Raw genomic sequence first — 11,943 nt, 5'->3', positions numbered from 1 at the left:
CAACGATGACCGGACGATGTTGAAGTCGTGTTGAGTCAGCGACCCCAGAGCTTCAACGCCGCTGCGCGCCGCCCGGGCAACCGGTACGTCGTGAAGATCTCGACCGCCCGTTGGTACACGTCGTCAGCCCCGGTCACCGCGCCACGCGCCAGCTCGACCACACCAGCCAGCCCCCGCCAGTCATCGCCCTGCCCGATGATCTCGTCGCAGCGCGCCAGGTGAGCCGTTGCCTCGTCGACGGACCCTAGCTCCGCCAGCAGCTGAGCGAGCTCCGCCCGCGCCGCCAACTCGGTCGGCAGCTGCGGACCTTCGACGCCGATCGCCACCGCCCTTCGCAAAGCGGCCAGCGCACCGTCTTCGTCGCCAAGCAGCCTGCGAACGCCGGCCAGCCAGCGGGCGTTCAAGGCGGCGTCATGGAAGTCGCCCGCCTCCTCGTCCCGGTGGAAGGCCGCAGCCCAGTCGCGCTCGGCGCCGACCCAGTCGCCGACGAGAAACGTCAGCGTGCGGCGGCTGACGGCATCAGCGGGTAGTGGTTCGGCCACGCGGCGCGCATCGTCCAGGTCACCCATCATCGCCAGCGCGAGTGCGAGCTGATCGACGATGGTGCCGTGCGGGTACTCGAAGGTCTCCAACCTCGCCTGCGCAAGGCCGCGCCGGCACCAGGCGCGGCCCGCGACCGGATCCAGCAAGTACGCCGTCGCGGACAGTGCAGCGCCACTCACCGAGGTCCAGCCGAGATACGGATCGGCCAGCTCCTGCGCGGTCGCCCACATCGCCTCGCGAGTCTTCGCCATATCGCTCAGCCGGCCCTGGTTGAACTCGTACCAGGCCCGGCCCCACCGGGCCACCACAGTGAGGTCGCGGCGCCCCAGCCCGGTCGCCAACGCTTCGGCCCGGCGAGCGGCATCACCGAGCAGCTCAGTGCGTACGCCGTACATCGCCGCCTGAGCCATCCCGCGGTGGAGGTGGAACCGGTCGCCGGTCAGTCGCTCCGCGGCACCCAGGTGCTCGATCGCGCGCGGGATGTCCATCACCGAGTGGTGGGTGCACAACGCGCCGCCGAGCCGGCTGTGGACCGTCGCCAGAGCCTCGTCGTCTCCGCGGTAGAGGTCCAGCGCGGACTCCAGGAGCTCTACCGCCCGGCGGTCGCCGATGCTCGACTTCAACCGCAGGACCGCTGTCTGCACCGCGGCCTCGGCACGCCGGGTAGGCGCCGCGCCGGCTTGGTCGAGGACATCGATCGCGGCCTCGGCATGATCGACCGCCTCGTGCCACGCGTAGAGCGCGGCCGCCTCCTCCGCAGCCTGCAGGCTCAGGTCCGCGGCCCGTTCCGGGTCGGCCGCCGGACCGGCGGCCCGAAGATGTACAGCCGCCGCCCCGACAGTTGCTCCTAGCAACGCCTCGGCCGCGCGGACGTGCAACCGCTGGCGCCGGGTCTGCGGGAGATCGCCGTACACCGCCTCCCGCATCAGGTCGTGCGGGAAGCTGTACGTCGCCTTCCACGAGCTGCCCGCCTCGACCAGGAACCCAGCGCCCACCGCGTCGTCCAGTGCATCGACCAGCGGGTCCTCGGCCAGGTCGACCAGCTGCGCGAGTACGCCGTACTCGGCCTCCCGGCCAAGGACCGCGGCACACCGCACCACCTGTTGAGCGTCCGCGGGCAACGCTTGCAGCCGATGCCGCAGCACGTCACGTACGCCGGACGGGACCACGGACTGGCCGTCGCGCAGCACCTCGGTCGCATAGAACGGGTTCCCACCGGTGCTGCGCCACAGCTCGTGAACGAACCCGGCCGGCTGGTCACCGGCGAGCAGGCCCAGATCGCTTTCACTCAAGGGCTGCAGCGACAACCGGTCCGCCGCCGGCAGGTCGCCGACCAGCTCGAGCAGGGCGGGATGCCTGGTCCCCGGTGGATCGCGGAAGCAGATGATCGCCAGAACCCGCTCCGGCAGCCGGCGCAGGACGTGCCGCAGCAACGCCGCACTGGCGTGGTCGATGCGCTCCGCATCCTCCACCACGAGTACGGCGGGTGCCAGCCGAGCCAGCGAACTCACGACCCGGGTCCGCATCGCCTCGGGCGACCCGATCTCGGTGAGGTCGTCGAAGGCCGAGGTAATCGGCTGGTAGGGGATCTCGGTCTGGTCGCATCGTCCGACCAGCACCTGCCCGGCCACCCCGTCGGCGAACTCCGCAACCAATCGCGTCTTACCGACACCCGCTTCGCCTGACACCAGCGCCACGCGCCCGGCACCGTCCGCAGCCGCATCCCAGAGTCCACGCAGGCGATCCAGCTCTCCTGACCGCCCGACCATCCGGCCCCTGCGCACACTGCTGAACAGCGCATCCGGCGGAGCCTTGACCTGACTCACCGGACGATCCAGCAACAGGGCCGGATCCCCTTGCAGGATGGCCGTCTCGAGCGCTGTCAGCGCCGGACCGGGATCGAGCCCGAGCTCGTCGGCCAGCCGTTCACGCGCCGAGGCGTACGCCGCCAGCGCATCGGCCTGCCGTCCGGCCCGGTAGAGCGCGAGCATCAACTGACCGTGAAAGCGCTCCCGAAATGGGTGCTCCACCACCAACCGCTCCAGCTCGGGGATGACGTCGTACCGGCCGAGCGCAAGGTCCGCGCTGATCCGGGCCTCCAGCGCATCCAGGCGCAGACCTTCCAGCCGGGCGGTCTCGGCCTCCGCGAACAGCGGGTGACCGAGATCCCGTAGAACCGGTCCACGCCACCAGTCGAGTGCCTCGCGCAACAACTCGGCGGCACGCTCCGGTTCGCCCAGCCCGAGGGCCTCCTGGCCTAGTCCGGCCAGCTGCTCGAAGTGGTAGGCGTCAACCTGCTCCGGATCGACCACCAGGCTGTAGCCAGACGGCCGGGTGACCAGTACGCCGTCCGCGCCGACCGATGCGAGACGACGACGTACGTGCGACACATGCGTGCGCAACGTGACCTCGGCGCCAGCCGGCGGCGCACTCCCCCACAACGCTTCGGCCAGCCGCCCGGCGGACACGGGTTGGTTCAGGTGGACCAGCAGCATCGCCAGCAGTCCACGCTGCTTCGGCCCGCCCACGTCGAGCCGCCGGTGATCCACCGTCACCACGAGATCACCAAGGATCCCGAAGCGCGGCTCAGCTCCCCCTGACGTCACAGACGTAACGTACGTCGGCCGTCGGCGAGATGTCAGGATTCAGCTTCCCCGAACTCCTGGATCAGGTCGTGGAACAGGTCGTAGACGGCCAGCGCCGGCTCCGACAGCGGCTGGGCGTCGGACGTGCACAGCGAGACCTTGACGCCGATGGTCGGGTCGACGATCCGCCGTACCGCGAGGTTGCGGAGGTCGAGGATGGCCTGCGCGGCGGACCAGGGCAGCACGGTCGCACCGACACCGGCGCCGACCGCGCTCACCAGCGTCAGCACGGACTCGATCTCGCCGACGACCGTCGGTTCCAGTGATGCCTGACGGAAAGTCGCATCGACGACCTTCCGGATGGTGTGGATCCGGCTCGGCAGCAGCAGGTCCGCATCCGCAAGTTCGGCGAGCGAGATGTCGTCCCGGCTACCTGCGGGCGCGGCGCTGACGAAATACAGGTCCTCGGTCCGCATCGGCTCGAACTGCACACCCCGCAGCGGTCCCGCGTCGTAGATGAAGGCCATGTCCATCCGGCCGGTCATGATCGCCTCGCTGATCACGCCGCCGAAGTTCTCGTTGATGTGCAGGACGATGTCCGGATAACGTTCGCGAACCGCCTGCAGCAAGGGCAGCGCTAGAGCGGCGCCGGTGCTGTACGGCGCCAGCCCGACGGACACGCTGCCCGCGGGAGCCCGGCCGGACACCTCGACCGCGGCGTGCGCCAGCTCGAGTTGGCGCAGAATCAGCTGCGCATGCCGGTAGAGCGCCCGCCCGGCTTCAGTCGGCGCGACGCCGCGTTTGCTGCGGATCAGCAACTGCTGCTTGAACTGGGTCTCCAGCGCCGAGACCTGCTGGCTCAGGGCGGGCTGCGCCATGTGCAGGATGTCGGCCGCCCGGGTGATGCTGCCGGCGTCGACGACCTTCACGAACGAGTACAGCCGTCTGGTATCCATAGGAAAGCCCAATCACGTCACACCGAACCGGTATTTGTCGCGCCGATTCCGCCGGCCTTACGGTCTTTGGAACACGTTCCGCCGAAAACACCGCAATCATTCTTCCGCGAAATTCTTTCACCGAATTTCCGCGGTGACGGCGAGCTTCCACTGCTGCCCGGAGGACCCCAGCATGCCACGACTGGTAGACCTTGTCGCCGATCTCGGCGAGGGGCTCGGCGCCTACACGACGGGTGACGACACGGCCCTGCTCGACGTCCTCACCTCGGCCAACATCGCCTGCGGATTCCACGCCGGCGACCCCAGGATCATGGACGCGACGGTCGCCGAGTGTGTCCGTCGCGGCGTCGCTGTGGGTGCCCACCCGAGCTTCCCGGACCTGGTCGGCTTCGGGCGCCGCGCGATGGATCTGTCCGCTGACGAGGTCCGCACCGACGTGCTCTACCAAGTGGGCGCGCTGCAGGCTTTCGCCACCGCGCACGGCACCCGCATAGAGCATGTCGCGCCCCACGGTCGGCTCGGCAATCTTGTCGCCGTACGGCGGGACTACGCCGAAGCGGTCGCGGACGCGGTGGCCTCGATCGACCCCGCGCTGATCGTGCTGGCGCAGGACGGCGAGCTCGCCGACGCGGCTCGGGCGAAGGGCCTGCAGGTCGGCGTCGTCGGGATCGCGGACCGCGCCTACCAGGACGACGGGACGCTCGTCCCGCGGACCGAGCCCGGCGCGGTCATCCACGACGAGGACGAGATCGCCGCCCGGACCACGCGAATGGTCACCGAAGGCGTCATCCGCAGCGTCGGCGGCCGGGACATTCCGGTCCAGTGCGACACCGTCCTGCTGCACGGCGACACCCCAGGCGCCATCTCGCTGGCGCATCGCGTCCGCAAGGAACTCCTCGCGGCAGGCGTCACGATCACCCGGCTGTCCAAGGTTCTGGCAGGCTGACATGAGCATCCAGATCGCAGACTGTGGCGACTCCGCCGTCACGGTACGGGCCGTGGGCAACGATCCCGAGCGTAACTGGCGCTTGGTGCACGCTCTCGCCGACGCGATCGAGACTGCTCGGATCGACGGTGTCCATGGCGTCATGCCGACGTACGACGCGCTGCTCGTCGAGTTCGACTGTGCCACGACCGACCATGCGACCGTACGCCGTACCGTCGAGCAGGCGACGCTGGCCGACGGCTGGCAGCCGGAACGCAAGACGTTCGTCGTTCCGGTCGTGTACGGCGGTGAGCACGGCCCGGACCTGCCGATCGTGGCCGAGCAGCTAGGCATCACCGAGGCCGAGGTCGTCCGGCTGCACACCGGTGCTGAGCTGACAGTTCGTTGCCTCGGTGCCCCGGTCGGCGCGCCGATGATGGACGGGCCGGCGTTCCCACGACCGGTCCCGCGACTCGCGTCGCCGCGGACCAGCGTGCCGCCCGGCTCGGTGGCCGTGGCCGGACGGCAGGCCGTCATCTGCCCACTGCGCTCCCCCGGCGGCTGGCCGCTGCTCGGCCGGACACCGCTGCGCATCCTCGACCTCGAGTCCGAGGCGCTCACGCCGTACCGCGCCGGCGACACCTTCCGGTTCGTGCCGATCCCGCCCGAGCAGTGGGACGCGTACGACGGCCAGGCCCTGGAGGCAGCGCATGGCTGACACCCTCACCGTCCACCGGGCCGGCTTCACGACCGTCCAGGACCTCGGCCGCCTCGGCCGGTCCCGTTTCGGCCTGCCGGTCAACGGCGCCCTCGACCAGTACTCGGCCCGCGTCGCGAACATCCTTGCCGGCAACAACGAAACCGCGCCGCTACTGGAGATCACCGCCCTCGACTTCAGCTGTACGCCGTCCGTTGACGTCCTCATCGCGGTCACGGGAGCGCCGGCCGAGCTGACCGTCGACGGCCTCCCGCAACCACGCTGGGAGCCGGTCGTGGTCCGCGCCGGCCAGACGATCCGCGTGACCCGGATCAGGTACGGCGTCCGCGCCTACCTCGCCGTCTACGGCTCGGTCGAAGCACCGGCCCTGCTCGGCAGCTGCGCCCCCGACACCATCCTCGGCTTCGGTCGCACCCTCACTGACAACGACGAGCTCGCCCTCGGTACGGCGCTTCCGCTCATCGACCACCCGGTGTTCCGCATCCCCGTCTTCCGCCTCGGCGCGGAGCTCCCGACGTTCGGCGACTCGTGGACCATCGACGTCACCGACGGCCCCGATCTGCACGAGTTCCCGGACGAGCGGCTGTTCCGCAACGAGTTCACCGTCACGCCGCAGAGCAACCACATCGGCCTGCGGATGAGTGGCGACGTACCAAGGCGTGCCGCGACCGGCGAGGTGCTGTCCCGCGGCGTCCCCGTCGGCGCGGTCGAAGTACCGACCGGAGACGAACTGCTCGTCCTGCATCGCGGCCGCGGCGTCACCGCCGGCTACCCCGTCCTCGCGGTCGTCACCTCGACCGGTCTCTCGTCCCTCGGCCAAGCCCGGCCCGGCCACACCATCCGGTTCCGCCGACGAACCCTGGCCGAGGCCGTCGCGGGGTACCGGTCTCAACGCAGCAGCATCACCGCGCTTGCCCAGCGCGTCCGCACAGTCTTCACCACTCTGTGCATCCCCTGTCCCAGCCCGCAAAGGAGTCCGTCATGACCAGCACGTCCGCTGCGGCGGTACCGAACGAGATCGATTCCGGCACCGCCAAGAAGGTGACCCTGGCCGGCTGTGTCGGCATCTTCGCCGAGCTGTACGACAACGGCATCTTCGGCTTCATGGCGGCCACCCTCGCGCTCGTGTTCTTCCCCGACTCCGACAACGCCGTCCTGCTGGTGTTCCTCGGCTACGCGGTGTCGTTCTTCTTCCGGCCGCTCGGTGGCATCATCTGCGGTCACCTCGGCGACAAGATCGGCCGCCAGCGGATGCTGGTGTTCGTCATCCTGCTGATCAGCGTGGCGACCGCGGCCATCGGCGTGCTGCCGACGTACGCGAGCATCGGGATCGCCGCGCCGGCGCTGCTCATCCTGCTGCGGGTGCTGCAGGGCTTCTCGGTCGGCGGCGAGGCGGCAGGCGCGATGAGCTTCCTGGCCGAGCACGCCCCGGAGGGCAAGCGCGGCCGCTACACCAGCTACGCGCAGATCGCGTCCTTCCTGTCGCTGCTCACCGGCACCCTCATCGCGGCGGGCATGACCGCCGGGCTCGGGTCGGAGCGCATGGAGTCGTGGGGCTGGCGGATCCCGTTCCTGCTCGCGGTCCCGCTCGGCATCACCGGTATCTACATCCGGCAGCGGATCAGCGACACCCCGAACTTCCTCCGCCTGCAGGAGGAGGGCGGCCTGTCCCGCAACCCGCTCAAGGAGGCGTTCTCGTCGCCCGAGCACCGGCGCGCGATGCTGCTCGCGCTGTTCATCCCGCTGATGAACGGCTCCGGGTACTACGTCCTGTTCAGCTACATGCCGACGTTCATGAACAAGGAACTGCACTTCAGCAAGGTGCAAGGACTGCTCGTGACCGCGGCCAGCCTCGTGTGCATCTCGATCGCGATCCCGTACATGGGCGCCTGGTCCGACCGCGTCGGCCGCAAGCGCGTCCTGGCGACGGCTGCGATCGCCATGGCCATCGCGGGCATCCCCTGCTACCTGCTGATCGGTACCGGCAGCGTCCCGCTGGCCGTCATCGGCGCCTGCATCATGGCCGTCATCTTCGCCGGACACACCGGGGTCATCCACATCCTGCTGGTCGAGCTGTTCCCGACCCGGGTCCGCTACTCCGCCTACGGCCTCGGCTACAACGTCTCCGCCGCACTCTTCGGTGGTACGGCGCCGCTGCTGATGACCTACCTGATCGGCAAGACCGGTGACGTCCACGTGCCCGCCTACTACGCCGTACTGACTGCCCTCGGCACCCTGATCGCGGTCTCCCGCGTGAAGGACCGTGCCCATCTGCCCCTTCGAGACGCCTGACCGGGAGTACCCGCAATGCCTTTCTCCGACTACAAGTCCGCCCTGGTGACCGGTGCCTCGACCGGGATCGGCGCAGTGACCGTCGAGCGCCTCGCCAAGCGCGGCCTCGAGGTCCACGCCGTAGCCCGGAACGCCGACCGGCTCGACGAGCTGGCCCGGGCCACCGGGTGTACGCCGCACGCGGTCGACATCACCGACACCGCGGCCCTGGCCGAGGCGGTTGCCGGCCTCGAGGTCGACGTACTGGTCAACAACGCCGGGGTGTCGCGGACCGGGAACATCCTGACCGCCGACGAGTTCGCGGTCGACGAGCAGATCGCGGTCAACCTGCAGGCGGTGCTGCACCTGGTCCGGCTCGTGATGCCCGGCATGGTCGAGCGCGACCTCGGCCACATCGTCAACATCAGCTCGATCGCCGGTGTCTACAACTTCGGCGGCAACACGATCTACCACGCCACCAAGGCCGCCGTGCACACGCTCTCGCGGCAGCTGCGGGTGGACGGCTACGGACGCCGGATCCGGGTCACCGAGGTGTGCCCGGGCCGGGTCGAGACCGAGATCTTCGGGCGGCTGCTCGGCGACATGGAGGCCGCGCAGAAGCAGTTCTACGACGGGTACGAGTCGCTCAAGCCCGAGGACGTCGCGGACACCATCGAGTTCGCCATCGACGCGCCGCGGCACGTGAACGTCGGCCACATCGAGATCATGCCGACCTTCCAGGTGCCGGGCGGGCTCAACTTCGAGCGGAGGACCGACTGAGATGGAGCTGTCCCCGCGCGTCACCCGGATCCAGCCCTCCCCGAGTACGGCGGCCGCGCAACGGGTCCGCGAGCTCCGGGCGGCCGGTCACGAGATCCTCGACCTCACCGTCGGCGAACCCGACTTCGACACCCCCTCTTCGGTGAAGGCGGCGGCGGTCGAGGCGATCGACCGTGGCGAGACGAAGTACACGCCGGTGAACGGGATCCCGCAGCTGCGGTCGGCGATCTCGGACAAGCTGCTCCAGCGGCAGAAGGTGCGCTACCCGGTCGAGCAGATCACGGTCGGCGGTGGCGCGAAGCAGGTCATCTTCCTCGCGCTGATGGCGACGCTGCGGACGGGCGACGAGGTTGTCGTCCCCGCTCCGTACTGGGTGTCGTACCCGGACATGGTGCTCGCCAACGACGGCATCCCGGTCGTCGTACAGTGCCCCGCGTCCGACGGGTTCAAGCTGACCGCCTCGGCGCTGGCCGACGCGATCACCCCGGCGACGCGATGGGTGATCCTGAACGCACCGAGCAACCCGACCGGGGCCGCTTACTCGGTCGCTGAGCTGCGGGCGCTGGCCGACGTACTGCTCGACCATCCGCACGTGATGGTGCTGACGGACGAGATCTACGACGAGATCTGGTACGACGACACGCCCATCGCCAGCCTGGTCGAGGTGGAGCCGCGGCTCGTCGACCGGGTGTTCGTGACGAACGGGGTGTCGAAGACGTACGCGATGACCGGCTGGCGGATCGGGTACGGCGCCGGCCCTTCGGAGCTCGTTGCCGCCATCAACAAGCTGCAGTCGCAGAGCTCGTCCTGCCCGTCGTCGGTCAGCCAATCCGCGGCCGTGGCGGCGCTGACCGGGGACCAGTCCTTCGTCAGTGATGCCGTGGCTGTGTACCGGGCGCGGCGGGACGAGGTGGTGAAGCGGATCAACGACATCCCCGGGTTGTCGTGCACCTCGCCGAGCGGTGGCTTCTACGTGTTCGTGTCGTGCGGTGAGGTGGACGACGAGAAGTTCTGTCTCGAGCTGCTGGAGTCACAGCGGGTCGCGGTGATCCATGGGGCGGCCTATGGAGCCCCGGGACACTTCCGGGTCTCATTTGCGACGTCGAACGCCGTACTGACCGAAGCCTGTGAACGCATTGCCCGTGCCTGCGCCTCGAAAGGATGACCATGTTGCACGTCAGCACCAAGTTCGACCGGCCTGACCCTGCGCTGATCAAGGAGCTGGGCCAGTACTCGTCGGCGACGATCCACGAGGCGCAGGGGCGGCTCGGCGCGCTCGACTCGGCGATCAAGCCGGTCGACCACACGATGTCGCTGTGCGGTCCGGCGTTCACGGTGGTCTGTGCGCCGCGGGACAACATCATGTTGCAGGTCGCCATCTCGTACGCCCAGCCCAGTGACGTCATCGTGGTCTCCGGTGGCGCCTACACCGAGGCGGGCTCGTTCGGTGACGTCCTCGCCAACGCGTGCGTCTCCCGGCAGCTCGGCGGACTGATCACCGACACCGGGGTCCGCGACACGGCTGAGCTGCGGGAGCTCGGGTTCCCGGTGTTCTCGCTCAGCGTGTCGATCAAGGGCACGGTGAAGGAGACGATCGGCCCGCTGTGCGAGCCGATCCTGATCGGTGGCGAGCTGGTCCGGCCCGGTGACGTGATGCGCGCCGACGCCGACGGCGTGGTCGTCGTACGGCGTGAAGACGTCGCGTCGGCCATCCACAAGTCGCGGGAGCGGATCGCCGCCGAGGACGGCTACATCGCCGAGTACCGGGCCGGCAAGACCCCGATCGAGGTCAGCAAGCTCGGCCCGGTCCTCGAGGCGAAGGGCCTGGTCGTCGACTAACGCGGCCAGCCCGGGTAGAAGTAGCCGGGACCCCAGAACGGCGGCAGGTCGTAGTAGCCGTAGACGTCCTCGAGGTAGTGGCGTTCCGGTACGACGTCCGGGTCGTACACCGGTCCGCCGACGACCCGGTCGCGGTCGGTGGCGATGTGGACGCTGTCGTCGTCGACGCTGGTGATCGCGTCGACCGGGATCAGCCGCTTCTTCTCGCCGAGCCCGAGGAAACCGCCCTCGCCGATCTCCAGGAAGCGCACCCGGCGCTCGTCCTCGTCGATCAGCAGGCCGTCGACCTTGCCGACCTCGTCGTCGTTGCGGTCCACGACCTTACGGCCGCGCAGGTCGTCGGCCGGATCGGCCAGTGTCAGGCCGGCGTCCTGGAGTCGGACCAGAGTGTGCGTGAACTCGTTCATCGGTCCTCCCTTGCTAGCTGGCCGATCCGGTACCCACCGTGACCGCGGTTATGCCGGGGGCGTGTAGGCAGCGGTATAGGCAGCAGCGTCCCAAGGCGAGTAGTCGTCGGGCAGCTCGTCCGGCTCGACCCAGCCGCCACCGGTCGCTGCCGAGTGGGCCAACGCCAGCAGCATCAGCTCAGGCTCGACGCTGAGGTACGGCGGATTGTCATGCTGGAGGTGAGCAGCGAGGAACGGCCGGTAGACGCCGACCGGGTCCGGCCGCAGGTGCTCCACCGACGAGGACGTGGCCACGGTTGCGAAGTACGGGTAACCGTCCTGGAGGTCGACCAGCACCTCGGCTCCGCTCGCATGCCGCAGCAACCCGCGCCGGCTCGACTCGTCCAGGGCCCGGGCTGCCGTGAACCCCGGACCGAGCAAGGCCTCCGCGAACGAAACCGCATGCACGCCGTAGTAGAACGGATGCCCCGCGCAACCAACAAGCACCAGCGAGGCCGTCTCGCCACGCTCCCGCCAGGCGAGCGCTTCGGGCAGACAGCGAAACGACGACCCGCCGCTGACCGGCTGCCCGGCGGCAGCTCGAGCTGCCAGGTCGCGTAGGTCGCCGACTCGTCCGGCGACTGGCTTGTCGAGCACCACCGCCGTACCGGCGTCCAGCAGCGTGCACGCCTGTTGGTAGCGCTGGTCCCAGTCGCAACCCAGCAACATGGCGCTGTCCGCGGGTAGCCCGTCCAGCGTGGTCGCCACTGCCGGGATCCCGTGCTGCTCGGCGAACTCGTCGGCGTACCCCTGCGGCCGCACGGCCCCGGAGTCGAGTACGGCGCTGATCTCCAGACCGAGCTCCCTCAGCAAGGGCACGAACGCAGCCGGGTGCGAGGTGTCGAGCTCCACGAGTGCTACGCGTCGAGGCATGGCAGGA

At 69.4% G+C, this 11,943-nt stretch carries 11 protein-coding genes; 7 read left to right on the top strand and 4 right to left on the bottom strand.

Going from position 1 to position 11,943, the window contains the following annotated elements:
• Positions 1 to 35 precede the first annotated feature (35 nt).
• On the bottom strand, positions 36 to 3,149 hold the full coding sequence (locus ACIBL3_RS15200) for a BTAD domain-containing putative transcriptional regulator (RefSeq protein WP_396353900.1): 3,114 nt from the start codon (positions 3,147 to 3,149) through the stop codon (positions 36 to 38).
• A gap of 32 nt (positions 3,150 to 3,181) precedes the next feature.
• Positions 3,182 to 4,084 carry a nitrogen assimilation transcriptional regulator NAC gene (nac, locus tag ACIBL3_RS15195; RefSeq protein ID WP_396353899.1) on the bottom strand — a complete coding sequence of 301 codons (903 nt, stop codon included), beginning with the start codon at positions 4,082 to 4,084 and terminating at the stop codon, positions 3,182 to 3,184.
• 172 nt (positions 4,085 to 4,256) lie between these two features.
• Here nac and ACIBL3_RS15190 point away from each other — a divergent pair, with 172 nt between their 5' ends.
• From ACIBL3_RS15190 to ACIBL3_RS15160, 7 genes are read left to right on the top strand one after another with little or no spacing between them, the layout of a single operon-like run.
• Positions 4,257 to 5,030 (top strand): LamB/YcsF family protein, encoded by a 774-nt coding sequence (locus ACIBL3_RS15190; RefSeq protein ID WP_396353898.1) that lies wholly within the window; start codon positions 4,257 to 4,259, stop codon positions 5,028 to 5,030.
• Between the two features lies 1 nt (position 5,031).
• Entirely contained in the window at positions 5,032 to 5,727 is a 696-nt protein-coding gene (locus ACIBL3_RS15185; protein WP_396353897.1) for an allophanate hydrolase subunit 1, read from the top strand.
• Entirely contained in the window at positions 5,720 to 6,712 is a 993-nt protein-coding gene (locus ACIBL3_RS15180) for a biotin-dependent carboxyltransferase family protein (protein WP_396353896.1), read from the top strand. The genes ACIBL3_RS15185 and ACIBL3_RS15180 overlap by 8 nt, the downstream gene beginning before the upstream one ends.
• Complete coding sequence (locus ACIBL3_RS15175) at positions 6,709 to 8,019, top strand: MFS transporter (protein ID WP_396353895.1); 1,311 nt, start codon at positions 6,709 to 6,711, stop codon at positions 8,017 to 8,019. The genes ACIBL3_RS15180 and ACIBL3_RS15175 overlap by 4 nt, the downstream gene beginning before the upstream one ends.
• A gap of 15 nt (positions 8,020 to 8,034) precedes the next feature.
• The gene (locus tag ACIBL3_RS15170) at positions 8,035 to 8,778 is read left to right on the top strand and encodes an SDR family oxidoreductase (protein WP_396353894.1); all 744 of its coding nucleotides are present in this window, start codon (positions 8,035 to 8,037) and stop codon (positions 8,776 to 8,778) included.
• A 1-nt stretch (position 8,779) separates the two neighbouring features.
• Entirely contained in the window at positions 8,780 to 9,943 is a 1,164-nt protein-coding gene (locus ACIBL3_RS15165) for an aminotransferase class I/II-fold pyridoxal phosphate-dependent enzyme (protein ID WP_396353893.1), read from the top strand.
• A gap of 2 nt (positions 9,944 to 9,945) precedes the next feature.
• On the top strand, positions 9,946 to 10,617 hold the full coding sequence (locus tag ACIBL3_RS15160) for a 4-carboxy-4-hydroxy-2-oxoadipate aldolase/oxaloacetate decarboxylase (protein WP_396353892.1): 672 nt from the start codon (positions 9,946 to 9,948) through the stop codon (positions 10,615 to 10,617).
• Here the strand turns inward: ACIBL3_RS15160 and ACIBL3_RS15155 are convergent.
• Both ACIBL3_RS15155 and ACIBL3_RS15150 read right to left on the bottom strand, forming a co-directional pair.
• Complete coding sequence (locus ACIBL3_RS15155; protein WP_396353891.1) at positions 10,614 to 11,024, bottom strand: PRC-barrel domain-containing protein; 411 nt, start codon at positions 11,022 to 11,024, stop codon at positions 10,614 to 10,616. The two genes, ACIBL3_RS15160 and ACIBL3_RS15155, sit on opposite strands and share 4 nt — an antisense overlap.
• 48 nt (positions 11,025 to 11,072) lie before the next feature.
• Positions 11,073 to 11,936, bottom strand: a complete 864-nt coding sequence (locus tag ACIBL3_RS15150; protein WP_396353890.1) for a hypothetical protein — start codon at positions 11,934 to 11,936, stop codon at positions 11,073 to 11,075.
• Positions 11,937 to 11,943: the final 7 nt, after the last annotated feature.

The organism is Kribbella sp. NPDC050124, from assembly GCF_044460355.1.
In the GTDB taxonomy this organism is placed as follows: domain Bacteria; phylum Actinomycetota; class Actinomycetes; order Propionibacteriales; family Kribbellaceae; genus Kribbella.
The sequence above is the reverse complement of the archived record's forward strand: the minus strand, read 5'-3'. Positions and strand labels throughout refer to the sequence as shown.